Raw genomic sequence first — 24,507 nt, forward strand, 5'->3', positions numbered from 1 at the left:
GGCACGACCTGGGGGAGAGGGAGCATATGACGGCACCGCGCATCACTCGCCGCACCCTGGTGGCCTCGGCAGCGGCCCTTGCCGCAGCCCCCGCGCCGCTTCTGGCACGGCCCTCACCGGGCTCGGCCGCCGCGCCGGTCGTCGGCCGCTACACCGGCCTTGCCGAACAGGGCGTGCTCGCCTTCAAGGGCATCCGCTACGGCCGCGCCGCGCGGTTCGCGCGGGCAGTGGCCGAACCCTGGGCCGGGCCGCCGGTCAAGGCCCAGGCCTTCGCCCCGATCTGCCCCCAGCGCGGCCTCGACAGCGAGCGTCAGGCCGAGGACTGCCTCTTCCTCAACCTCTGGACGCCCGAGGCGAACCCGGCCGCCAGGCGCGCGGTCATGGTCTATTTCCACGGCGGCGCCTATACCACCGGCTCGGTCACCGACCCCCTCACCCACGGCGCCCGGCTGGCGGGCAGCGGCGACGTGGTGGTCGTTTCGGTGAATCACCGCCTCAATGCCCTCGGCTATGCCTGGCTCAAGCCCTTCGGCGCGACGTATGCCGATAGCGGCAACCTGGGCCAGCTCGACCTCATCCTCGCGCTGCAATGGGTCCGCGATCACATCGCCCGGTTCGGCGGCGACCCGGCGCGCGTCATGGTGTTCGGCCAGTCCGGCGGCGGTGCCAAGATCGCCACGCTCATGGCCATGCCCGCCGCACGGGGACTGTTCCACAGCGCCGCGACCATGAGCGGCCAGCAAGTCCAGGCCAGCGGCCCGATGCATGCCTGGGCGCGCACGCAGGCGCTGATGGCCGCCGTCAAGCTCGCGCCCGGCGATGTCGAGGGCCTGCGCAACCTGCCGATCGAACGGCTGGTGGACGGCCTTGCCGCCACCGATCCGGTCATGGGCAGCGGCCCGCTCTACTTCGGCCCGGTGCTGGACATGACCAATCTGCCGCGCCATCCCTTCTGGCCGGACGCCGCGCCGCAGTCCGTGTCGGTGCCGATGATCCTGGGCAATACCCGCGAGGAGACGCGCGCCTTCCTCGACCCGCGCGGCCCCAGGCTCAAGGGCCTCGACTGGAGCAATCTGGCCGAGCGCGTCGGCCGCGAGGTCAAGATCGACCTCGATCCGCAGTGGATGATCGACCAGTACCGCGCCCGCCAGCCGGAATGGACCGCCGAGCAGATCTACTATGCCGCCACCACCGCGGGCCGCTCATGGCCGGGCCAGGTGATCGAGGCGGACGCGCGCGCCAGAGCGGGGGCCGAGGCCACCTGGGTCTACCAGCTCGAACGCCCCTCGCCCATCGATCCCCTGCGCGGCGCGGCGCATACCGACGACATTCCCTATGTCTTCGGCACGCTCGACGCTCCGGGCAGTTTCTCCGGCACGGACGACAAGGCCCGGGCGCTGAGCAAGACGATGATGGCGGCCTTCACCGGCCTTGCGAAAACCGGGCGTCCCGGCTCCGGCGATCGGGCGGCGGACTGGCGCCCTTACACCGTCCCCACGCGGGCGACGATGGTGTTCGGCGACGAGACGCGGATGGAGGACGACCCGCGCGGCTGGCAGCGCAAGCTCTGGGCTACCGCGCCTTATGTCCAGCCCGGCACCTGATCGTCAGGCCCAGGCGGCCCAGATCAGGCCCGCCACCACACCCACCTGAACCGTCACGATCCAGCGCAGCCGGTCCACGAACGGCTGCTTGCGCGTCTTGTGCCGCAGCACGCGGCGCGCCAGCAGGGCGCCGGGCGAGCCGCCGAGCGCGGCGAAAGCCAGCAGGCGCCGCTCCGGCACGCGCCGTCCGCCCGCGATCGCCCGGCCCTTGTCGAAGGCGAAAGCGAAAAAGGCGATGAGGTTGGCCAGGGCGAGATAGGCGGCAACAAGGGTGGGAATGTCCATCCCCGCCGCCATTCCAGCAGAGCGCGGCTCCGTCCAGCCGAAAGAACCGGCAAACCGCCCGTAAGACTGGCCAGACTGCCCGCAAACTGTCATCGTGGCATGCAAGTGCAGTGACTGACACGGAGCAGATGTGAAGAGCCAGGACATGCTCGAAATTACCGAGACCACCGAAGCCCCGGAAATCGTCGAGGTCGACGATATTTCCACCCAGCCCGCGCGGTTCTTCAACCGCGAGCTGAGTTGGCTCGCCTTCAACGAGCGCGTCCTCGCCGAAGCCACCAATCCGAACTATCCGGTACTCGAACGTCTGCGGTTCCTGTCGATTTCCGGCAGCAACATTGACGAATTCCTGATGGTGCGCGTCGCCGGTCTCGCCGGGCAGGTCCGCCGCCAGATCGAGGAAATCTCGATCGACGGCCTCACCCCCTCGCAGGCGCTGACCTCCACGCACGAGAAAGTGATCGAGCTGGAGCAGATCCAGCAGGAAACCTGGAAGGACCTCAAGCTCCAGCTGGCCGATTGCGGCATCCGCGTGGTGGGCGACGCCCGCCTCGACGGCGACCGCGAGGCCTGGCTGCGCAGCTACTTCCTCGAACACGTCATGCCGGTGATCACCCCGCAGGCGATCGATCCCGCGCACCCCTTCCCCTTCGTGGCCAACCAGGGCATCGGCGTGCTCTTCGCGCTCACGCGCCTGGCCGACGATGCGCCGGTCATGGAAATGGTCCTGATCCCCGCCCCGCTGCCCCGCTTCGTGCGGATCCCGGGTGAGGACGCGGCCTGGATTTCCATCGAGGACCTGATCTGCCGCAATGCGGACGAGCTGTTCCCCGGCTTCGGCGTGAACGGCCACGGCGTGTTCCGCATCCTGCGCGACAGCGACATCGAGATCGAGGAAGATGCCGAGGATCTGGTGCGCTACTACCGCACCGCGATCCAGCGCCGCCGCCGCGGCCTGGTGATCGTGCTCCAGCTTCAGGGCGCCTTCGATCCTTCCGCAGAGGAACTGCTGCGCAACCAGCTTGGCCTCGACAAGGCGCTGATCATGAAGACGGGAGGCCTGATCGGCTTCTCCGGCCTTTCCGCAATCTGCGACGAGGATCGGCCCGAGCTGAAGTTCGAGCCTTATTCCCCCCGCTATCCCGAACGCATTCTCGAACATGACGGCGACATCTTCGCCGCCATTCGCGAGAAGGACATCGTCGTCCAGCACCCTTACGAAAGCTTCGAGGTGGTGATCGACTTCCTGCGCCAGGCCGCGCGGGACCCGGACGTGATCGCCATCAAGCAGACGCTCTACCGCGCCGGCAAGCAGTCCGCGATCATCTCCGCGCTGATCTACGCCGCCGAACAGGGCAAGTCGGTGACGGCGGTGGTCGAGCTGAAGGCCCGCTTCGACGAGGAGCAGAACCTGCTCTGGGCCAGCCAGCTCGAACGGGCCGGCGTCCAGGTGATCTACGGCTTCGTGGACTGGAAAACCCACGCCAAGACCTCGATGATCGTGCGCCGCGAGGGTGAGGGTTACCGCACCTACTGCCACTTCGGCACCGGCAACTATCACCCGATCACGGCACGCATCTATACCGACTTGTCCTACTTCACCGCCGATCCCGCGATCGGCCGCGACGTGGGCCGGCTGTTCAACTTCATCACCGGCTATGTCGAGCCCAAGGTGACCGAGTGCCTGTCGATCTCGCCGATCTCCCTGCGCTCGACGATCTACGCCGGGATCGACGGCGAGATCGAGAATGCCCGCAACGGCAAGCCGGCGGCGATCTGGGCCAAGCTCAATTCGCTGACCGATCCCGACCTGATCGACCGCCTCTACGCCGCCAGCCGGGCCGGGGTGGACATCGACCTGGTGGTGCGCGGCATCTGCTGCCTGCGCCCCGGGATCGAGGGCCTGTCCGAGAATATCGCGGTCAAGTCCATCATCGGCCGCTTCCTCGAACACTGCCGCATCTGGGCCTTCGCCAATGGCGCGGAACTGCCCAACCGCAAGGCCAAGGTCTACATCACCTCGGCCGACGCGATGAGCCGCAATCTCGACCGCCGGGTCGAGGTCATGGTGCCGATCACCAACAAGACCGTGCACGACCAGGTGCTGGACCAGGTCATGCTGGCCAACCTGCTGGACACCGAACAGTCCTGGATTCTCCATCCGGACGGCACTTCTGAGCGCGTGGGAGAGAGCGACAACCCGTTCAATCTCCACCGCTATTTCATGACCAACCCGTCGCTCTCCGGGCGCGGCGCATCGCTTGCCAGTGGACGAAAGGTGCCAAAGCTCTCGCTAAGGCGCGGCAATATCTGACATAGGGAGCGCAGGCAGCCCGCTCCCGGGCGATTCGTCTGAACGGAATGATCGGCATTAGCCACAGCAGCGAAAAGCGCGCGATTATCGACATTGGTTCGAACACCGTGCGCATGGTCGTCTACAACGGGCCGCCGCGTGCGCCGGTCGTCATCCTGAACGAGAAGGTCAATGCCCGGCTCGGCCGCGATCTGGGCAAGACCGGCGCGATCAACGACAAGTCGATGAAGACCGCGCTGGTGGCGCTGGCCCGGTTCTCGGGTCTGCTGCGCCTGCTCGACGTCAAGGACGTGGAGTGCGTGGCCACTGCCGCCGCGCGGGACGCTTCCAACGGCAAGATCTTCCTCGATGCCGTGCGCCAGTTCGGCCTTTCGCCGCGCCTGCTTTCGGGCGAGGAGGAAGCCCGCGCCAGCGCCACCGGCGTGATCGCCGCCTTCCCCGGCGCGCACGGCGTGGCCGCGGACCTCGGCGGCGGCAGCCTGGAACTCGTGGAAATCGCGGAAGGCCGCAGCACCGGCGGCATCACCCTGCCGTTCGGCACCCTGCTGCTGCCCGACTTGCGCGCCGCGGGCGAGAGCAGGTTCTCCGAAACCGTGCACAAGGCCCTCGACAAGGCCGGTTGGGGCGATCCCCATGACGCCAAGGGCCGCGGCCAGCCGCTCTACATCGTCGGTGGATCCTGGCGCGCCCTGGCGCTTCAGGCGATGCGCGCGCTCGACTTCCCGGTGGACGATCCCCACGGCTTCGAGCTTCCCGCCTCCGAAGCGCTGCGCCTCGCGCGGGTCTTTGCCAAGGGCAAGCTCAATGACGTGGATCCGCGCATTTCCGCCAGCCGCCTCGCCACCCTGCCCGATGCCGCCGCGCTGATGGTGGAAGTGATCGCGCGGCTCAAGCCTTCGAAGCTGGTGTTCTCCTCGTGGGGCCTGCGCGAAGGCCTGCTTCATGCGCAGCTCCCCGCCGAAATCCAGGCGCAGGACCCGATGCTCGCCAGCGTCGCCGGTTTCTCCGCCTCGGCCCGGGTCACGGCGGACGACGCCATGGCCCTCGCCCGCTGGACCGCGCCGGTCTGCCGCGAGGAACCGCAGGATCGCCAGCTTCGCCAGGCCTCCGGCCTGCTCGCCCTGGCCGCGATGCGCACCGAACCGAACCTGCGTACCGAGGAAGCCATGACCTGGGCCCTGCGCAAGCGCTGGATCGGCCTCGACATGCACGGACGCGGCATGATGGCCATGACCGTCTTCGCCAATTCCGGCCAGACCGAAGTGCCCGAACAGTTCACCCGCCTCGCCGTTCAGGAAGACCTGGACCGGGCGATCGGCTGGGGCCTGGCCGTGCGGCTGTGCCGCCGCCTTACCGGCTGTTCGGCGCAGGGCCTTGCCCAGAGCGCCGTCCGCAGCGAGGACGGCAAGCTGGTGCTCACCCTCTCTCCCACCATGCGCCCGCTCTACAGCCCCGGCGTGGCCAAGGACCACAAGGCGCTGGCCGATTGGCTGGGCCTGGCCTGCGAGGTTCGCGATTCCAGCGGGCCGGCCTTGGTGGATTGAACGCCGCCGGAAGCTGACCCGATAGGTGCAGCCGGTCGCCGAACGGGCCACTCGGCGGTCACGAACGGGTCCTGAAACACGTTCGCGATGACGGGGGTGTTTGCGGGCATGGAGGCGCGCGGCGCGCGGTTCTGGACGATCGCGGGCTCGCTTTGGGGAGCGCTCGAAGGTCGAGCGCTCCGTGCTATCCCACCAGGGTCGCGCTTTCGGCGATCTGGCTGATGCCGCGCTTGCCGCCCTGGCGGTCCAGCTGCACGACGATGTCGATCACGGACGCCGCATACTCCAGCGTCTCCGCGCGCGTGAGGCCAATGCCGGTCTGCATGGACATCAGCGCGATCTGCTCCAGCGCGCCGCGCGGCGTGTTCGCGTGGACGGTGGAGAAGGAGCCGGGATGGCCGGTGTTGATGGCGCGCAGGAACGAGACGGTCTCGCTGCCGCGCAGTTCCCCCAGCACGATGCGGTCGGGGCGCAGGCGCAAGGCGGCCTGAAGCAAGTCGTTGGCCGAGACCTTGGCCTCGCCGAGTTCGCCCTTCACCGCGATCAGGCCGACGCCATTGGCGCCCGGCAGTCGCAGTTCGGCGGTATCTTCCACCACGACGACGCGCTCATGCTGCGGGATTTCCGAAAGCATGGCGTTGAGGAAGGTTGTCTTGCCGGTCGAGGTGCCGCCCGAGATCAGGATGGTGCGGCGGCGGCGGATGGCATCGCGCAGGAAGGCGATCGGCTCGGCCATGGGGTCGGGCGTCGGCTCTTCCACCAGCGGGGCGATCGGCCCGCGGTCGTAAGCGTCCAGCGGCAATTCGAGCAGACGATGGCGACGGATCGCCATGGCCCAGTTGGAGCGCGTCGCCGGCGGCCCGACGAGCTGGATACGCGCGCCGCCGCCGCTCTGGCCGGAGTGGCTGCCGTAGCCGGGCAAAGTGGCGGAAAGCAGCGGATGTTCGCGGTTGATGCCCTGGTGGCTGATCCGCGCCACCTGTTCCGCCAGGCGCTGGAGCAGGCGGTTGTCCATCTCCGGCAACCGGATATGCTGCATCCCCGGATGCGCCGCGTCCTCCACCCAGATCTCGCCGGGGCGGTTGACGAGGATCTCGGTCACCGTCTCGCGGTCGAGCCACGGGCGCAGCGGCGCCAGATAGGCGTCGAGATAGACCGATCGCGCCGCGGAAAGGCCGGCCCCGGCTTCGGGGTCAGTCACGGGCTTGCCGATCGCGGAGCGCTCGGGCTGAAGGGAGAAGACGTCGGCGACCATGTTGCAACGAGACCTGGATCACTGGACCTGGCTGAAATCCAGGTCCTTGGCGGTGAAGACGCGGATCGGTTCGCCCTGGCGGACGCGGATCGTCGGACCGACGCTGCCGCTCTGCTGGACGGCGGCTGCCGCCGCGGACTGACCGCCGCCGACCACCACGCTAGAGCCGCTGGTGGCGAGCGTGGACAGGCCGCCGACGACCGAAAGCAGCATGGCCGAACCGAAGCGTTCGAAGAAGTGGCTGTTGACCTTGCCCGGAAGGCCCGTCTCGCCGCCGAAGGCAATGGCCGGCGAGCCGAGGTTGACCGAGACGCCGTCCGGACGGATCAGGCGGCTCCAGATCACGTAGGCGCGCTTCTGGCCCGCGGTTAGGCCGCTCTTGTACTGGCCGATCAGGCGCGAGGAGCGCGGGACCAGCGTGCGCTTGCCGTCGAAGCTGCGGACGTCGGCCGAGACGATCGCGCGGACGTAGCCGGGCACGTCCGTGTCGATCGCCGTTTCCAGCACGGCCGGGATCAGGGTGCCCTGGGTGACCGTGGTGGCGGGATCGAAAGTATGGGCCGCAGCGGCCGTGGTGCCGGTGCCGCCGATGCGTGCGGCGAAATCGTCGTTGGGATTGGCCGCCTTGCCTTCTCCGGCTGCGCCCACGGCGGGGATCGTCACGGCATTGCCGCCGGCATCGAACACCACGGTGGGGTTGGCGAAGGGATTGGCCTCGGGCGCGGGCGCGGCGCCGGGAGCGGCCGCCAGGACCGGAGCGGGCGCAGGCGCCGGCAGCGGGGCGGGCGTCGCTTCGGGCTGCGGCGCAGCGGCGACCGGCGCAGGAGCGGGCGGCGCGATCGGCTGCGGCGCGGCGGGCTGGGGCTGGGCCGCCGGTCCATTGCGGACCGAGTCCATCGACCAGAGGGTCAAGCCGCCCAGGGCGGCCACGATCAGGACGCCGGCGGCCAGGCCCAGGCCATCGGCCTTCTTGCGCTGGCTGACCTGCGGCATGACGTTGCGCGTGGCCAGGTCGATGACCTGTGCGCCCTCGCCGTCACGCGGATCGGCGCCGGCCGTGCTTTCGAACTTCTCACGCAGTGTGGAATTGGGCGCCATGTGTCAGTTCCCGTTCGATGAAGCGAGGTTTGCGGCAGTCGCCACCGGAGCCGCGGCGCTCGCACCCGAGCCGGCGGGGGCAGGCGCGTCGGGCCGCTGGTTTTCCAGCGTGGCGCTGGCCTTGCCGGAGCGCAGGATGATGAGCTTGGGCACTTCGCCCAGCACGATCGTCTGGCCGCGCACCGCGTAGTTCACCGGGCCTTCGTCGCCCTTCTCGTTCTGCACGAGAATGGCGGGCACGGCTGTGTTGTCCGGCCAGAGCAGGTAGGTGGAGATCCCGTCGTCATAGACGCGCGCGGGTTGCAGCTTGGCGATGCCGGCGCGCTTCCATGCAAAGTTCAGGGCCGAGGCGTCGACCGGCGTGGCCGCCGGATCGCCCGCCGCCAGCGCCTGTTCGGCAGGGTCGAGCGCAGCCGTCCGCGCGGCACCGGGGGCACCGGGCACGGTCTCTGCCGGCTCGTCCTTGTACGTGAAGCGCAGCATGTAGAGCGGGCGCGCCTTGGGCGAGGCGACGAGGTCGAAGAAATAGGTATGGCGGTTGGTCACCACCGTCATGTTCGTGCGGCCACTGGCGTCGAGCGGCTTCACGAACAGCAGATCGGCGCGCTTGTTGGGCGTGATCTGCCAGGTCTGCGAATCGCCGACCGCCACGTTCTCGATCGCTTCGTTCTTGCCGAAGGCGATGGTCGCCTGGACGCCGGTGCGGCCATCGATCCGCACGACTTCGTTGTCGGAATAGGCGTGCTGCACCAGTCGCTCATCCGCCTGCGCGGGCGCGGCCAGAAGTGCAAGCGCCGGGACGGCGGTCGCGGCCAGGGCGCAAGCGTAGGCACGGGCATAGGCGCGGGCCGGGGCCTGAAGCCGAATCATGTGAACTTCTCCTTGGCCGGAGCGCGGCCCGTATTGCCGGACGCGCCTTTTCCGGGCCCGTTTTGACTTTGGCCGTTATGAATTGCCGCGGTGTCGTTGGATGCGCGGAAGCGGCTGCCGATGCCGCGTGTGCGCGAGGCCTGACTCGCGCCCAGCGGTTCGATCCCGCCGCCCGAGACCTGGGTGATGACGGTGCGCCGGTCGCCCGAAGACGCGCCGCCAGCCTGATCGTGACCGGGAACGGGCGCCATGGCGGCCGCACTGGCGGCCGAAACCGCCGCGGTGCGCGACTGGGTGGCGGTGTTGACGAAAGGCTGGACCTGCCCGCCGGAAGCCGGGGCCGAAGCGGCCGGCGCCGCGGCGCCGCGTCCGCCGCGCCCGCGCTCGGCATTGGCGAGGCCAAAGACCTGCCAGCCGGACACCAGCGTTCCCGCAACTTTAAGAACCATGCCCATCAGCGCCAGATGCACCGCCGCCACCACGAAGAGCGCCATGGCGGCGCGTCCGTCGATCTGGCCGAGCTGCGCGCCCTGCACCAGCGCCGAGACGATCGGCACCAGCAGTTCCAGCGTGATCCCGCCGCCAAGCACGACGAAAAGCGGGGTGGTCGCCGTCAGCACGACGCCGCGCAGCCAGCCGGCGGTAAGGCCCCGCGTGCCGCCGAACAGCGCCATGACCACGAAGATCGGGCCGAGCGCCAGCAAAATGGCAAGGGCGATGCGCGCCGTCAGCAGGACGCCGACAGTGCCGAGCAGCAGCATGAGCGCGCCCATCCACATCACGCTGTCGGGCGAAAACAGACCCGCCGCGCCGCCGCTGGCGGCAACCGACTTGGCCGCACCGGCCGTCTGCGCAGCGCCCTGGGCCGCGCCCTGCGCCACTTCACCGCCGCCACTGCCCTGCCCCGCGTTCTGCGAAGCCTCGGCAATGGCGTTGAAGACCACGTCGATGCGGTCTCCGAAAAGCTGGGTTGCCGAACCCTTGGCACCCATCAGCAGCGAGGCGATCCAGTCCGGCCCGCCCACCGCAAGGTTCCAGACAACGCCCTGATAGGCGATCCAGCTCGTCGCGAACGTGAGGACGAGGCCCAGCGTCAGCATGCGCGGCGTAAGCGCCGAAATGCCGAGGCTGGAACGGCCCGTCAGCAACGAGATCGCGAAGAAGGCTATGTAGAGCGTGAGCAGGATGGTCAGCACCGGGGCCATGGCCCCTTCGGCGCCGAACAGGCGGCCGAAGGCGGCCGAAGCCATCTCGTTGGCCACGCAGTCGACCGCGCGGAGCGCCGGGGCGACACCGCCGCTGGCGACTTCCGTAAGCTGTTCGCAGGCGGTGCTCATCGCCCTTACTCCGCCGCCTCGATCCAGGCGGCGTCGTCATCGCTTTCACCGGGCCACTGGAAGCCGGTCAGCACCGGATACCAGGCTGCCGGGTCATCGCCGTAGCGCTCGCGCAGCTGGTCGAGCTTGCGCACGGTGCTCTCGCGGCCCGAAAGCACGGTGAGCACCTCGGGCATGCCCGAAAGGTCGAGGCGCACCACGACCGACGCGTCCGACTGACGGATCAGGAAACAGCGCGACTGCGCGGGCAGCGTCTTGATGACGTCCAGTTCGTGCTGCGAAAGGCCGAAGCCCTCGCAGTAATCCTCATAGCGGGCGCGGGCGTTGGGCATGAACACCATCGTCGCGGTCTGTTCGACCAGGGCCGTGGCGATCTTGCTGTCCAGCGCGTCGCGGGCCGACTGGGTGGCGAAGCCCACCAGGGCGTTGCGCTTGCGCAGCGTCTTGAGCCAGTCGCGGATGCGGGCAGCGAAGACCTCGTCGTCAAGCGCCTTCCAGCCCTCGTCGATCAGGATCATCGTCGGCTCGCCGTCCAGGCGCTCGTCGATGCGGTGGAACAAGTACATCATGACCGGCGTGCGCAGGCGCGGGCTTTCGAGCAGCGCGGTCATGTCGAACCCCAGCACGCGGGCCGAAAGGTCGAGCTTGTCGTACTGGTTGTCGAACAGCCAGCCATGCTCGCCGCCCTGGATCCAGGCATCGAGCCGCGATGCGAGATCGCCGGGTTCGGGGCGGCGCGCGCCCGCCAGCAGCTCGCGGAAGTGCGAGAGGCGGCGCAGCGACGGGTCGTTATGATAGGCGGCATCCACTGCGCCCGCGACCGTTGCCAGTTCCTCAGGCCCCTTGGCATCGAGCAGCACACCCAGCCAGTCGCGCAGGAAGGCGCGGTTGGCGGCGGTGTCCGGCAGGGAGAGCGGGTTGAAGCCGGTCGGATGTCCGGCAGCGACGCGGCTGTAGGTGCCGCCGATGCCGCGCAGGAACACTTCGGCGCCGCGGTCCTTGTCGAACAGCACGGTGCGCGGATTGAACTTCTGCGCCTGGGCGGCAAGGAAGTTCATGACCACGGTCTTACCGGAACCCGACGGACCGATGACGGTGAAGTTGCCGAGGTCGCCCTGGTGGAAATTGAAGAAGAACGGCGTCGAGCTGGTCGTTGCCAGCAGGGTCACTGCATCGCCCCAGTGGTTGCCGCTCGCCTGGCCCATCGCGAAGCCGTGAAGCGAACCGAAGCAGGCCATGTTGGCGCTGGAAATCAGCGCGCGGCGGACGATGAAGGCCTCGTTGCCGGGGAGCTGGCCCCAGAACGCCGGTTCCATGTTGACGTCTTCGCGCACGGCGACCGCACCGGCATCGGCAAGCGAGGCCGCGCAGAGCGCCGTCACTTCATCGAGGGCGTCGAGCGAATCGGCGCGCACGAGAACCGAAAGATGATGGTCCCCGAAACCGACCGCGCCGGTGCCGAGCGAATCGCGCGCGGAAGACATCTCGCGGCGTTCCGCCATCGCTTCCTCGTCGGCCGAGCGTAGGCGGCGGATGGCAAGGTCGATGCGTTCGCGGGCGATCTGGCGGTCCGAAGGCGCATACGTCTCGGTCAGCACCAGTTCGCAGGGCAGGCGCAGCAGCGCGTCCGTCAGGCCCGGCGCCGTGCTGTCGGGATAGTCCTTGAGGCTGACGAGCGAGCCGAACGAAGCGCTGGCGGCGCCGCGCAGTTCGAGCGCGTCCATGCCGAAGTTGATGCGGCGATAAGGCAGCATATGGCCGATGTCGGTGCCGTCCACCGGACGGCGCACCGGGCGCATCTCGCCGTTATAGAGCGCCGAAAGCAGTTCCAGCACTTCCGAGCACTGGCCCGCCTGGCCCTCGTAGTCGCCCAGGAGGCGCGCGCCATAAGCGCCCAGCGACGCGACCATGGCCGAAGCGGCGGCGCGAAGCGCGCGCACGTCGGCGGGATCGGCCTCGGCCGGGGCATTGCCCTTGTTGCGGAGCATGCGCGAAAGCTTGTCGGGCCAGCCCGCCTTGCCGCGCGCCGGGCGGCGCACCAGGGTGACGAACTGGTCGTTGACGAAGAGCGCGCCCGATCCGGTGCGCGCACGCCAGCGAGCATCGATATGTGCGGCGAGCGAGTCCTCGAACTGGCCCTCCATCGCGATCTCGACGCGGCGGCGGATGACGTGATGATAGAGCACGAAGCGCGCATCGAGCGCGGAACGCAGCAGCACTTCGCGGGTGGCGACGTGGGCGTTGAGTTCCTCGCTGTCGGCGGTTTCGAAAGCGAAGCCCGGCACCATCAGCGAGAGCATCACCGAACCGTCGCGCAGCAGCACGACGTTTTCGTCCACCAGTGCCTGATAGGGCAGCCGGTCGCCGACCAGCGTTTCCTTGGCGCCCCAACCCCCGAGCGCACTCTTGAGGACCGATTTCCTGTTCTTCGCCATCGTCATTTCCCCCGCGTCCCTTGTTATTCGATCAGGGCGCGTAGCTGTTGCAGCCCCATCGCTGCCAGTTCGGCACGCGGGGGCATTTGCTGACCTTGGCGATCCACAAGTCGAACACCCGGGGTTCGCGAAGACATGCGAGGTATCCGGCGCCGTGGATCGCGAGCGCTGCAGGCAGCGCCCAGAAGCTCTTGGTGATGAGGAAGATCTCCGTCGTCACCGCGGCATTGATGATGAAGAAGCTGTACGTCACCCCCGCAAACATCTGCGGGCGCGTGAGCGCGCGGTGCACGGGATAGCGTGCGAGGCTCATGAGCAGCTCCTGGACCCGGGGGCCGGCATCAGCCGGCGGCCGACTGGATGCCCGTCACGATCGCGCCGGCGCCGAAGAGCACGAAGCAACCAATGATGACGGTGGCGCCGAAGCGCCAGTTCATGCGGCCGGTCAGCATCATGAAGCCCACTGCGGCCACCGCCATGACGGCCACGGCCGTGGCGACATTGCCGAGCAGCGTGCCCTGCAGCCATCCGAGCGCGGCCACGATCGGGCCGGATCCGGCCGGATCGGCACGCGTCACCTGCTGGGCCTGCGCCGCCATGGGCGCGAAGCCCAGCGACGCGGCAACCAAGGTCGCGAAAATCGAGAAATATCCCCGTACCTTGCGGGTTTGAAGCTGTGCGTACCGAATCACCATGCCCTCCGTATGAGGGCGCAGTGCTCCATCTGGATGACAGCAATGTGACGACGAGACGGCCAATCTGGCAGTCCTGTTGCACGCGTCACAGAAATTCAGGTCAACTCAGAAGGGGCGCCGCAACCCACCACACCCTTTTTTGTGTGGGCGTCTTATAATTCAGGTGCGTCCCGAAAGGCCAGCGCCGCTTGATTCATCGGGGAGGGAACGATCCCTCCCCGCATTACAGAGACTTGATCGTACAAACGGCGTTCAGCGCGATGCGCGGGCCGTCGTACGCAGCAGGTTATTCAACGCAAGACGGGCAGCGGCGCGCGAATCGACCCACGATCCGTCCGCCAGTTGCAGGTCGTAGCGATCGGAACTGGCGACGGCGGCGCGATAAGTCGCCAGCGCCTTTTCGGTCTGGCCATTGGCGGCATAGGCCGACCCCAGGTTGATCAGCGTTGCCGGATCTTCGGACTTCGTGGCTCCGGAGGCTTCCAGCTTGCTGACGGCGGCCCCGGCCTGTCCGCTCGACAATTCGGTGTAGGCCACGTCGATCCTGTCGTTCAGCGGCGTTGCGGGTGCGGCCGAAACGGCGGCCTGGCTGAGCAGGAGAGTGGCGGCGAGGGCAGTGAAGGACATGGCAATCTCCCGGTTTTTCGATCTGTTGATGAAATGCAACATCCGCGCAAAAACCGTGTCTCACAAGAAAATGACGCAACTGTCATAAAACTGCAATCGACGTGTGAATCCGGGTAAAAACGCGAGTCGCCCCTACCTCTTCCGAGGTAATACCGGTCAATTGTCACATCACCGTCGCATAACTGCAGATTAGTGTCACGTTAGCGCCAACAAACTGTCACTCCCCCCTCCTAGACCCCGCGCTCAGCGAAGGCGGACTCGCCGCCTCGGCTCGACCTGACAAACGGGGGAATTCACGTGAAGACCATTCATGGCGCGCTGCTGATCGGTTGCAGTGCTCTCGCTCTCGCCGGCTGCGGCGCCGACGACATCTCCTCGCCGGGTGCCGGCAGCATCGTCATCAACAATCCGACGCCGACTCCCGCTCCGACCCCCGCCCCGACCTCGGGCACGGTCGTCGCGGCAGCCAGCTGCCCGACCTTCAACGCCACCGGCGGCCTGACCGACAGCGGCACCGTTTCCGGTCCTGAAGGCTCGTGGCGCGTCTGCACGCTGCCCGCGCTCGTCGACGTCAACGCCAGCCTCCCCAAGGTTGCCGGCGTTCTCTATCGCATCGCCGGCCGCGTGGACGTAGGTTGCGATGGCGGTTTCGCCGCGCCGACCTCGGCCGCGACGTTCACCACCACCACCGCCAGCTGCAACGGCCGCGTCCTCTCGGCCGACACCAACGTCACGCTGACGATCGATCCGGGCGTGATCATCTACGGTGAAAACGGCGCCGAAGCCGCCTGGCTCGCCGTCAACCGCGGCAACAAGATCAACGCGACCGGCACTGCCGCGAAGCCGATCATCTTCACCAGCCGCGAAAACGTCGTCGGCACCAACAACGACAGCTCGATGGGCCAGTGGGGCGGCGTCGTGCTGCTCGGCCGCGGCAAGGTCACGGACTGCAACTACGGTTCGACCGCTGCCGGCACGTGCGAGCGCGACACCGAAGGTGCGGTCAACAAGGCCGTCTTCGGCGGCGCCGACAACACCTACAACGCCGGCACCATGAAGTACGTGCAGATCCGCTACTCGGGCTACATCCTGAGCAACGGCAAGGAACTGCAGTCGCTCACCACCGAAGGCACCGGCACCGGCACGACCCTGGACTACTTCCAGTCGGTCAACAGCTCGGACGACGGCGCTGAATTCTTCGGCGGCGCCGTGAACTTCAAGCACTACATCTCGGTCAACGCCGACGATGACAGCCTCGACATCGACACCGGTCTCCAGGGCAACTTCCAGTACGTCATGCTGCTGCAGCGCAGCGGCGGCGGCGACGCCCTGGTCGAAGCCGACTCGAACGGTGCCGAAACCGATACGCCGCGTCAGGTCACCAACATCGCGAACTTCACGATGGTCCAGCCTGCCGCCAGCTCGAACAACGAAGCCAACGACCTGGCCTCGCTGCTCATCCGCGGCAACGCCGACGTGACGCTGGCCAACGGCATCATCGTTTCGCCGGCCAACGAATGCCTTCGCCTCAACGGCTCGGGCACCGTTCCTGCCACGCTCAAGGCCTTCTCGGTGGTCATGAGCTGCAACGCGACCAAGTACCTGGGTTCGGGCACCTACACGGCTGCCAACACCCAGACCCAGTTCGCCACCGGCACCAACAACAACAGCGACGCCTATACCTCGACGCTGACCAGCACCTTCATCAACGGCGCCAACGAAAGCGGCGTTGCGGCCTACGACGTGACCACCCTGTCGAGCTTCTTCGACAAGGTGACCTACATCGGCGCCGTCTCGGGTGCCAGCGACACCTGGTACAAGGGCTGGACCTGCGACAACGCGACCGCGAACTTCGGTTCGAACGCAGCCTGCACCGCGCTGCCGACGACCTGAGCGGACCGCCCGTGACACCGGGGGGCGGTCCTTAGCGGCCGCCCCCTTTGTCACATCCGATGCTTCGTAACGAAATCCGTGTTCCAGGGGGACCAACCATGACCAAGCCGCGGCTCGCATCGCTGCTGCTGCTCTCCACGACGATTCTCACGCCGGCGATGGCGTGGGCGCAGGACAGCACTTCGCCTACTACCGATCAGGGCTCCGCGGCACCGTCCACGCCGACGAACGACGTCGCGCAGCCGGCCGACGAAGCGGAAGCCCCGGACGTTTCGCTGCCCGGCGGCGCGATCGTCGTCACCGGCCAGCGCAACCGCAACATCATGCGGACAACCCCCCAGGTCATCTCGATCCTGTCGAGCGAGGAAATCGCGCGCACCGGCGAAGGCGACATCGCCGGCGCCCTGGGCCGCGTCACCGGCCTTTCGGTGGTCGGCAACGGCTACGTCTACGTGCGCGGCCTTGGCGACCGTTACTCGCTGGCCCTGCTCAACGGCTCGCCGCTGCCCAGCCCCGAACCGCTCAAGCGCGTGGTTCCGCTCGACCTGTTCCCCACCAGCATCGTCGCCTCTTCGCTCGTGCAGAAGAGCTATTCGGCGAACTTCCCGGGTGAATTCGGCGGCGGCGTCATCAACCTGACGACCAAGGCGATCCCGACGGAAAGCTTCCTCACCATCGGCGGCGGCATCGGTTGGGATACCGAAACCACCAACCAGATGGGCTACACCTACTACGGCAGCAAGACCGACTGGACGGGCTGGGACAACGGCAACCGCTCGGTGCCTTCGGCGCTGAAGGACTATTTCAACAGCGACACGGTCATCAACCCGACTTCGGACCTGGCCCAGCAACTTGGCGGTCTTCTGGTCAACGGCCGCAACGCCGTCGTTCAGCGCGACGACCACGTCCAGCCGAACTTCTCGGTGGATGTCTCGGCAGGCACCAAGTGGGAACTCGGTGAATTCACGCTCGGCGTGATCGCCGCGGGCGGATATTCCAACAAGACCCAGACCAAGGCGATCACGCAGCAGCGCGCCCAGGGCCTGACCGCCGACCCGAACCAGCTGTTCGAAAACTTCCAGGCGGTGAACACCGACAACCGCGTGGTCGCCAACGGCCTGCTCGGCCTCGGTCTCGAATGGGGCGAGAACTCGGTCCGCTGGACCAACGTCTACATCCACGACACCGACAAGCACGCCAGCCTCCGTCTCGGCAAGCGGGAGAACAACCCGAATGCCGATTACATGGAGCAGACGACGGCCTGGTACGAACGCCAGCTGATCGACACCCAGTTCGTCGGTGAATTCCACCCCGCCGACAACACCGAGATCGACCTGCGCGCCGGTTACGCGAACTCGAAGCGCCTCGCGCCCTTCGAAATCAACGCCGAGTACCTGCGCACCAACACCGCGACCGACGATTACGGCAACGACTTCGTCAACCGTCTCGGCAACGGCAACCAGGACCCGACCACGATCACCTTCTCGCGCCTGAACGAGGATGTCTGGTCGGCCGGTGCCGACGTTTCGCATCAGTTCTCGCCGGGCTGGACGGGTACGGTGGGCTATGCCTACCAGATCAACACCCGCACCAACACGCGCCGCTCGTTCTCGATCTACGCGAATGGCGACCAGACGCAGATCTCGAACTTCGGCCTGCTGCGTCTCGACGTGCTGCTCCAGCCGGGTACCTGGTACCTGCAGGACAACGGCGTCAACTACGGCCTCGAACTGCGCGAACCGGATGCCAGCACGGCCCAGTTCGACTCGCGCCTGCTCAACCACGCCTTCTACGGCAAGCTCGACGGCAGCCTGACCGACGCGCTTTCCTTCGATCTCGGCGTGCGCTGGGAATATGCCAAGGAATCGACGATCCTGCGCCCGATCGGCCAGCCGGCGACCAAGGCGACCGACCTCAAGAACGAATACTTCCTGCCTGCGCTCACCCTCACTTACGAGATCGAGCCCGGCATGCAGGTTCGCCTGAACGGTTCGAAGACGATCGCGCGCCCGCAGTTCCGCGAGCTGCTCTATCAACCCTACTTCGATCCGGACACCAACCGCACCTATCAGGGCAACCCGTTCCTGATCGACAGCCAGCTCTACAACGCCGAAGCCCGCTACGAGTGGTACTTCGATCGTGACCAGCGCGTGGCCCTCGGCGCCTTCTTCAAGCGGATCGACAACCCGATCGAATCGTTCCTGACCGGCACCGAAACCTTCGTCACGTCCTATGCGAACGCGCCGAAGGCAGACCTCTACGGCGCCGAATTCGAAGTGCAGAAGTACGTGCCCCTGGAAAACATGGGCAAGTTCTTCGAAACCCGCCGCCTGCTGCTGCTCGGCAACTACACCTTCACCAAGTCGAAGCTGAAGGTGCAGGACGGCGACACCGTGCGCATCTACGGCGCCGGCACGGGCACCTCGCTGGCCACCGACTACTTCCGCGACGGCGCGCCGCTCACGGGCCAGTCGGAGCACATCGCCAACGTGCAGATCGGCTTGGAGGACACGGCCAACCTGTCGCAGCAGACGATCCTGTTCAACTACGCCAGCAAGCGCGCGGTCAGCCGCGGTCTTGCGAACTCCGGCCAGCCCGACCTGTTCGAGTATCCCGGCCTGACGATCGACCTGGTGGTTCGCCAGGGCTTCGTGGTCGCCGGCAAGGAACTGGAACTGAAGTTCGAAGGCCGCAACCTGACCGGACGGAGCCATCAGGAATACCAGCAGATGGTCGATGGCCGCGTCGACTACAACACTTACGACGTCGGCCGCACCTTCTCGCTCTCGGCTTCGGCGAAGTTCTAACCCACTCACCAGGGAGGCTTCCTGCCCTCCCGACGGCAACTCAAGGGCCGGTCGCAGCAATGCGGCCGGCCTTTTTTTCGCCGACCGCCCGTTTCGCAGCCGCTTTGTCACCGGCCGTTTTTTCTTTGCCAGCGGCGGCCGCACGCGCTAAGGGCGCCGGGTCATCTGGGGAGTAGCCGCTTGCGCCCCCTTGCCTCGGGACTGTTCCCGGCAAGATCAGCAGGACCTGTCGTCAACACACTTGGTCGAGAGACCATGGCGCACAGGAGCGCGGGAAACCGCTCGGGCGAGACCAATGGCGTTGCAGCTCCGTCCGGCCGGGCGGGTTCTGCCGCGCTATTGTCTTGTCTGTCGCCCGGCCCGGAGAATTCAACTTGCCAATCCTGTTCTCGTCGGCCCTGCTCACCTCCACGGCGGTGGTGGCGCTTGCCGAAATCGGCGACAAGACCCAGCTCCTCGCCATCGTCCTCGCCACCCGCTTCAAGCGTCCCTGGCCCATCGTCGGCGGGATCTTCGTGGCGACACTCGCCAACCACTTCCTTGCCGCTCTTGTGGGCGAGCAGGCCTCGGCCTTCCTCGACGGCCAGTGGTTCCGCTATCTCGTCGCCGTCAGCTTCATCGTGATGGCCGGCTGGACCCTGATCCCCGACAAGTTCGACGAAGACGACGAGCCCAAGCCCAGCCGCTTCGGCCCCTTCGTGGCCACCGCGATCGCCTTCTTCCTGGTCGAGATGGGCGACAAGACCCAGCTCGCCACGATCGCCCTCGGCGCCCGCTTCCAGAGCGTGCTTCCGGTCATGGCCGGCACCACCATCGGCATGATGCTGGCCAACGTGCCGGCGGTGTTCCTGGGCAACGAGATCATCAAGCGCGTGCCCCTGAACGTGGTCCGCACGATCGCCGCGCTGCTGTTCCTGGTAATCGGCCTCTGGCTGCTCGCCCAGACCGCAGGCCTGCTGGGCTGACCTGACGGGAGCCGCGCATGGAGGACAGTGCTTTGTGTCCCCATGCGCGGGTCCGGAACGCGCAGGACCCAACACCTCGTACGCAGCCACGGAATAACACGGCTGGATCAACGCGACCATTGTGGCATTGTCGAAAGATGGACGGCGACACCGGCACCCGGAAACTTTAAATGAAAGCCAGATCCTCGCTGACCGCCGCCGCCATCTCCCTGCTTCTTTGGGGCTGCGCGACCGAAACCGGCGTCCCGCTCGGGAGGCGAGGCGTCAGATGCGAGCTTAGCGGCGTGACGACCGTCCTGATCGAAGACGGGCCTGCCCACGCCACGGGCTCGCGGCTGCTCCGCCGATGGGACCTTCCGAACGACCAGCAATGGGATGAAACTGGGACGCCGACGGGTCCTGCCTATCAAGGCTACCTTAGGCAGATTGAGAACAATGGTTTCGACGGCAATCCGGCGAAGATCCTCAAGACTAACGACACGTTCAACAATCGTCTTGTCGCCAGCCATCTGGACGACTGGATGAAACCCGCTTCCTGTCTGGAAAAGCGCCTGCTTCTGGACCAACATGAGCGGCTGAACATGATTTCCGCCCCTACGGAGTTCGCGGCGTTTGCCCTGCTCTCATCCGACCAGAAAACGGTTCGCGTCTATATCTACACCGTCAATCGAAATGGCATCGGCAAGGCAACGCCGCTGACCACTCCTGTTGGCCAGGACGTTCGCAGTGGATGGATTCCCTTGTTCGCGCTGCATAACCACCCGTTCGTTCCCGGCGACAAGCGCCTGAACGGGGCCCCTGCTCCCAGTGTTCCAGACGCCGATTTCCAGAACAACTCGGCGAAATATCTCGGCCTGCCGGAAGCGAGGATCACCAACGGGGTCGACACGGCGCATATTCCAGCCTCCGCTTTTGCGACCTTTCGCCTTCAAGGAAGCGAAGAGCCCTAGACAAGGACGCCGCAAAGGTCGGAAAAACGCCGCAGGATTCGATGCTCGAAGCCGAACCCTCAGATCGCGTCGAACACATACCCCAGCGAGCGCACGGTGCGCAGGGGATTGCCGGCGCCCACGCCCTTGAGCGCGCGGCGCAGGCGGCCGATCCAGACGTCCACCGTGCGTTCGTCGACGGCGGGTTCCTGCTTGCCCAGTGCCGCGATCAGCTGCGTGCGGGTGAAGACGCGGCCGGGATGCTCGATGAAATAGCGCAGCAGGCGCAGTTCGTTGGGCATCAGCGAGATCGGCTTGCCCTGCCAGCGGGCCTGGAAGGCGGCAACGTCCACGGAAAGCTCGCCTTGCGCCAGCACGCGGCCGTTGGCGGTGTCCTGTTCGCTGATATTTGCGCCCAGCACGCGGTCGAGCAGCGCCGAGCGGGTCAGCGGGCCGACCATGTAGTCGTCCGCGCCCATGCGCAGCGCGCGCTTGCGGTCGTCGACATTGTCCTCTTCCAGCACGATCGTGACGTGGGCGTGGCTGGTCAGGCTATCCGCGCGCAGGCGGCGGCAGAGTTCCAGCCCCGACATCTCGGGCAGCACCCAGTCGATGAAGACCCAGAGCGCCCCTTCGATCAGCGGCAATTCGGCAAAGTCGGTCCAGCGATGAAGGACGACATCGAAATCGTCGTGCCGGAACGCCGCGAGACCACCCGAAAGTTCACTCGCCAGCAATATGTCGATCCGCCGCATGGCCCCCTGCCTGATTACCCCCAAACCTGGACTACGCGCGGCTAATTGCCGCGCCAGTGTGACGAACAAGTGACATATCGATGACTTGCGGCGGAAAAGATCGAGCAGCGAAAACATCGCGCCGGCCCCTTCGGCACCTGTCACGGAAGTGACCCGCAACCGTCACGGGCGCGCAACGGGAAAATGCCATTATCCGGGCAACTGGAACGGGGGCGCAACGATGCGGAAAGACGTGGACACCCTTCTCGAACACGCCACTGCCGGAAATGGCGGAAACAATACGGGTTTTGCCGGAACGAACATCCCGGCCTGGCTCGACTTGCCGGATCCCAAGGGCTTCCGCCCCAAGCGCAAGTACGAGACCATCTGGATCTCGGACGTGCACCTGGGCACGCGCGGCTGCAATGCCGAGATGCTGGTGGACTTCCTGCGCTCGGTGGAATGCAAGACGCTCTACCTCGTCGGCGACATCGTCGATGGCTGGCGGCTGCGCAAGGGCTGGTACTGGCCCGACGCCCATAACGAAGTGATCCGCCGCATCCTCAAGATGGCGCATCGCGGCACCCGCGTGGTCTTCGTCGCGGGCAACCACGACGAAATGCTGCGCGACTATGCCGGGCTCACTTTCGGCGGCGTGGAACTGGTGCTGGAAGCGGTGCACGAAACGCTCGACGGCCGCCGCCTGCTGGTCACGCATGGCGACGCCTTCGACGGCGTGGTGCTCTATGCCAAGTGGCTCGCCTTCCTGGGCGACAAGGCCTACGGCGCGCTGCTTCGGGCCAACATCATCTTCAACGCGGTGCGCCGCAAGCTGAAGATGCCGTACTGGTCGCTCTCGGCCTACATGAAGAAAAAGGTCAAGAACGCCGTCCAATACGTCTGCAGCTACGAGGAAGCGGTCGCTGGCGAGGCGATTTCGCGCGGGTTCGACGGCGTGGTCTGCGGCCATATCCACTGCGCGGAAATCCGCCAGTTCGGCGGCATCACTTACTACAACGACGGCGACTGGGTGGAAAGCTGCACCGCGCTGGTCGAGGATCTTCAGGGCCACATCGCGATCATCGACTGGATTGCGGAAACCGGCGGCCACACCGCGGAAGGCGTCGAGGCGATCCACCACGAAGCCGCCCATCACGAGGCCGCCGAGTGAAGCTGACCCTGGCGACCGACGCCTGGCTTCCCCAAGTCAACGGCGTCGTCCGCTCGCTTTCGGCCACGCTCGACGAGCTGACCCGGCGCGGCCATGAGGTGGAAACGCTCACGCCGGACCGCTTCTTCACCGTACCGATGCCCGGCTACGCCTCGATCCGGCTGGCCATGGCACCGCGCTTCGGGGTGCGCCGCATGCTCGACAAGGCGCAGCCGGAGATCGTCCATATCGCCACGGAAGGTCCGATCGGCTGGGCGGCGCGCGGCTGGTGCCTTTCGCGCGGGGTGCCGTTCACTTCGGCATTCCATACGCGCTTTCCCGAGTATGCCGCCGTGCGCACCGGCCTCAGCGCCGAGCGTTTCTGGCCGATCATGCAGCGCTTCCACGCGCCCAGCCAGGCCGTGCTCGTCTCTACCGACAGCCTGGCCGAGGAACTGGCGGGGCGCGGCATCGGTCATACCCGCCGCTGGAGCCGCGGCATCGACCAGGCGCAGTTCAAGCCCGAAGGCGCACGGCACCCGGCCATGGCCGCCCTGCCCGGCCCGGTGCTGCTGAACGTCGGCCGCGTGGCCCCGGAAAAGAACCTCGACGCCTTCCTCGACGCCGATGTGCCGGGCAGCAAGGTCGTGGTGGGTGATGGCCCCGCGCTCGAAAGCCTGAAGCGCCGCCATCCCGACGTGCTGTTCCTCGGCGCGCTGTCCGGCGAGGAACTGGCAAGCGCCTATCGCGCCGCCGATTGCTTCGTGTTCCCCAGCCTTACCGATACTTTCGGTCTCGTCGTCATCGAGGCGCTGGCGTGCGGCACCCCGGTTGCGGCCTTCCCGGTGACGGGTCCGGTCGACATCCTGGGCCGCGACGGCTGCGGCGTCGACGAGGGGCTGGAAGCGCCGGCCGGCGCCGTGGACACCGTGCTGGAACGCGCCATAGCAACCGCACTGACAGTGCGCCGCGAAGATGCCGCCCGGCTGGGCGCGCGCTTCTCCTGGCAGCGCGCGACCGACCAGTTCCTCACCACCATCCAGGGCGCGCTGGAAGCCTCGGAACGCCCGACCCGCGCCGCGGCCTGACAGCGCGACAGTTCCGAAAAGACCGGCTTCCCCGGCGAATCCGCTTCGGCCCGGCCTGCCCGTTCAGCGAAACCCCAGGCTGCGCGATATGTCGGCAGCTTCCTTGCGCACGCGCACGGCGAGGTCTTCCAGCCTGTGCTGCGCGCGGGGCGTGGGCGCTGCGACCACCAGTGCGCCCAGCACCAGTCCGGCGGCATCGCGGATGGCGGCCGCAGTGCCGGTCACCCCTTCCGCCGCCTGGTCGACCGTCTGGGCCACGCCCTGATCGCGGGCCGTCGCCACCGCCTCGCCCAGGGCCAGCGGGTCGACCAGCGTAGCCGGCGTGAAAGCCTCCGCTTCGAGGCGGCGCAAGTAGCTCTCCACCGCTTCCGGCGAGCATGTCGCCAGCAGCGCGCGGCCCCCGGCCGTGGCGTAGAGCGGCCGCCGGTCGCCCACGCTGACCGAATAGCGCACGACATTGCGGCTTTCGATCATGTCCACATAAGTCAGCTGGTCGCCTTGGGCGTCGCCGACGGCGAACAGCACGGTCTCCCCGGTTTCCGCGCAAAGGCGGCGCATGCCGTCGCGAATCAGGTCCGAGCTTTGCAGGCGCCGCCGCGCCTCGGTGAGCGCACTGCCCAGCCCGAAGGCGCCGGGGCCAAGCCGCCAGGAACCTTCGGCGGCGATCACGAAATCCTCGTCGGCCAGCCCGCGCAGCAGCGCTGCCAGGCTGCTTTTCGGCGTGGCGAGGCGGCGGCTGAGGTCGGCCAGCGAAACCGGCTCGCTGCTGGCGCAGAGCGCCTCCAGCAGCCGGACGACGCGCGTGACCGACTGGGGAGAAGCAGCGCGCGCCGCGCTTTCGGGAACTGCTGCGTCCTGATGCGTAACCGTGTTCAAG

General features: G+C 67.1%; 20 protein-coding genes and 1 riboswitch. Of the genes, 9 read left to right on the plus strand and 11 right to left on the minus strand.

The window, feature by feature from the left end; genetic code table 11:
- The first annotated feature begins 26 nt into the window (after positions 1-26).
- Positions 27-1,604, plus strand: a complete 1,578-nt coding sequence (locus tag AB4Z00_RS13585) for a carboxylesterase/lipase family protein (protein WP_442046312.1) — start codon at positions 27-29, stop codon at positions 1,602-1,604.
- Positions 1,605-1,607: 3 nt separating this feature from the next.
- Here AB4Z00_RS13585 and AB4Z00_RS13590 read toward each other — a convergent pair whose 3' ends face one another.
- Positions 1,608-1,889 (minus strand): DUF1294 domain-containing protein, encoded by a 282-nt coding sequence (locus AB4Z00_RS13590; protein ID WP_442046313.1) that lies wholly within the window; start codon positions 1,887-1,889, stop codon positions 1,608-1,610.
- Positions 1,890-2,034: 145 nt separating this feature from the next.
- Between AB4Z00_RS13590 and AB4Z00_RS13595 the strand changes: the two genes are divergently transcribed.
- Positions 2,035-4,203: an RNA degradosome polyphosphate kinase gene (locus AB4Z00_RS13595; protein ID WP_442046314.1), complete on the plus strand. Its 2,169-nt coding sequence runs from the start codon at positions 2,035-2,037 to the stop codon at positions 4,201-4,203.
- Between the two features lie 47 nt (positions 4,204-4,250).
- On the plus strand, positions 4,251-5,747 hold the full coding sequence (locus tag AB4Z00_RS13600; protein WP_442046315.1) for a Ppx/GppA phosphatase family protein: 1,497 nt from the start codon (positions 4,251-4,253) through the stop codon (positions 5,745-5,747).
- Positions 5,748-5,931: 184 nt separating this feature from the next.
- Here AB4Z00_RS13600 and virB11 read toward each other — a convergent pair whose 3' ends face one another.
- The 8 genes from virB11 to AB4Z00_RS13640 all read right to left on the minus strand — a co-directional run bounded on the left by virB11 (position 5,932) and on the right by AB4Z00_RS13640 (position 14,064).
- A complete protein-coding gene (virB11, locus tag AB4Z00_RS13605; RefSeq protein ID WP_132263958.1) occupies positions 5,932-7,002 on the minus strand; it encodes a P-type DNA transfer ATPase VirB11 in 1,071 nt (356 codons plus the stop codon).
- 18 nt (positions 7,003-7,020) lie between these two features.
- Positions 7,021-8,100 carry a TrbI/VirB10 family protein gene (locus AB4Z00_RS13610; protein WP_132263960.1) on the minus strand — a complete coding sequence of 360 codons (1,080 nt, stop codon included), beginning with the start codon at positions 8,098-8,100 and terminating at the stop codon, positions 7,021-7,023.
- 3 nt (positions 8,101-8,103) lie between these two features.
- Entirely contained in the window at positions 8,104-8,970 is an 867-nt protein-coding gene (locus AB4Z00_RS13615) for a TrbG/VirB9 family P-type conjugative transfer protein (protein ID WP_314464654.1), read from the minus strand.
- The gene (locus AB4Z00_RS13620; RefSeq protein ID WP_314464656.1) at positions 8,967-10,307 is read right to left on the minus strand and encodes a type IV secretion system protein; all 1,341 of its coding nucleotides are present in this window, start codon (positions 10,305-10,307) and stop codon (positions 8,967-8,969) included. Before AB4Z00_RS13620 ends, AB4Z00_RS13615 begins: the two co-directional genes overlap by 4 nt.
- 5 nt (positions 10,308-10,312) lie before the next feature.
- The gene (locus AB4Z00_RS13625; RefSeq protein ID WP_132263965.1) at positions 10,313-12,742 is read right to left on the minus strand and encodes a VirB4 family type IV secretion/conjugal transfer ATPase; all 2,430 of its coding nucleotides are present in this window, start codon (positions 12,740-12,742) and stop codon (positions 10,313-10,315) included.
- 31 nt (positions 12,743-12,773) lie between these two features.
- Positions 12,774-13,055, minus strand: a complete 282-nt coding sequence (locus AB4Z00_RS13630) for a type IV secretion system protein VirB3 (RefSeq protein WP_021233609.1) — start codon at positions 13,053-13,055, stop codon at positions 12,774-12,776.
- A gap of 28 nt (positions 13,056-13,083) precedes the next feature.
- Positions 13,084-13,437 (minus strand): TrbC/VirB2 family protein, encoded by a 354-nt coding sequence (locus AB4Z00_RS13635; protein ID WP_132263967.1) that lies wholly within the window; start codon positions 13,435-13,437, stop codon positions 13,084-13,086.
- A 252-nt stretch (positions 13,438-13,689) separates the two neighbouring features.
- On the minus strand, positions 13,690-14,064 hold the full coding sequence (locus AB4Z00_RS13640; protein ID WP_132263969.1) for a hypothetical protein: 375 nt from the start codon (positions 14,062-14,064) through the stop codon (positions 13,690-13,692).
- A 297-nt stretch (positions 14,065-14,361) separates the two neighbouring features.
- Here AB4Z00_RS13640 and AB4Z00_RS13645 point away from each other — a divergent pair, with 297 nt between their 5' ends.
- The 4 genes from AB4Z00_RS13645 (at position 14,362) to AB4Z00_RS13660 (ending at position 20,679) form a co-directional block, all read left to right on the plus strand.
- The gene (locus AB4Z00_RS13645) at positions 14,362-15,957 is read left to right on the plus strand and encodes a hypothetical protein (RefSeq protein ID WP_134095274.1); all 1,596 of its coding nucleotides are present in this window, start codon (positions 14,362-14,364) and stop codon (positions 15,955-15,957) included.
- Between the two features lie 98 nt (positions 15,958-16,055).
- Positions 16,056-18,764 carry a TonB-dependent receptor domain-containing protein gene (locus tag AB4Z00_RS13650; protein WP_442046316.1) on the plus strand — a complete coding sequence of 903 codons (2,709 nt, stop codon included), beginning with the start codon at positions 16,056-16,058 and terminating at the stop codon, positions 18,762-18,764.
- A gap of 154 nt (positions 18,765-18,918) precedes the next feature.
- Positions 18,919-19,102, plus strand: a riboswitch (yybP-ykoY riboswitch).
- Between the two features lie 36 nt (positions 19,103-19,138).
- Positions 19,139-19,729 carry a TMEM165/GDT1 family protein gene (locus AB4Z00_RS13655; protein ID WP_243654110.1) on the plus strand — a complete coding sequence of 197 codons (591 nt, stop codon included), beginning with the start codon at positions 19,139-19,141 and terminating at the stop codon, positions 19,727-19,729.
- 170 nt (positions 19,730-19,899) lie between these two features.
- Positions 19,900-20,679: a hypothetical protein gene (locus AB4Z00_RS13660; RefSeq protein WP_442046317.1), complete on the plus strand. Its 780-nt coding sequence runs from the start codon at positions 19,900-19,902 to the stop codon at positions 20,677-20,679.
- A 59-nt stretch (positions 20,680-20,738) separates the two neighbouring features.
- Here the strand turns inward: AB4Z00_RS13660 and AB4Z00_RS13665 are convergent, their stop codons facing one another.
- A complete protein-coding gene (locus AB4Z00_RS13665; RefSeq protein ID WP_132265239.1) occupies positions 20,739-21,413 on the minus strand; it encodes a response regulator transcription factor in 675 nt (224 codons plus the stop codon).
- Positions 21,414-21,633: 220 nt separating this feature from the next.
- On the opposite strand from AB4Z00_RS13665, the gene AB4Z00_RS13670 reads away from it, so the two are divergent.
- Complete coding sequence (locus tag AB4Z00_RS13670; protein ID WP_134095273.1) at positions 21,634-22,563, plus strand: UDP-2,3-diacylglucosamine diphosphatase; 930 nt, start codon at positions 21,634-21,636, stop codon at positions 22,561-22,563.
- The gene (locus tag AB4Z00_RS13675; RefSeq protein WP_314464663.1) at positions 22,560-23,630 is read left to right on the plus strand and encodes a glycosyltransferase family 1 protein; all 1,071 of its coding nucleotides are present in this window, start codon (positions 22,560-22,562) and stop codon (positions 23,628-23,630) included. Before AB4Z00_RS13670 ends, AB4Z00_RS13675 begins: the two co-directional genes overlap by 4 nt.
- 63 nt (positions 23,631-23,693) lie before the next feature.
- Here the strand turns inward: AB4Z00_RS13675 and AB4Z00_RS13680 are convergent, their stop codons facing one another.
- Positions 23,694-24,506, minus strand: coding sequence for an IclR family transcriptional regulator (locus AB4Z00_RS13680; RefSeq protein ID WP_442046318.1), 813 nt, complete (start codon positions 24,504-24,506; stop codon positions 23,694-23,696).
- Position 24,507: the final 1 nt, after the last annotated feature.

The sequence above is a fragment of the Novosphingobium sp. YAF33 genome, from assembly GCF_052113265.1.
In the GTDB taxonomy this organism is placed as follows: Bacteria; Pseudomonadota; Alphaproteobacteria; order Sphingomonadales; family Sphingomonadaceae; genus Novosphingobium.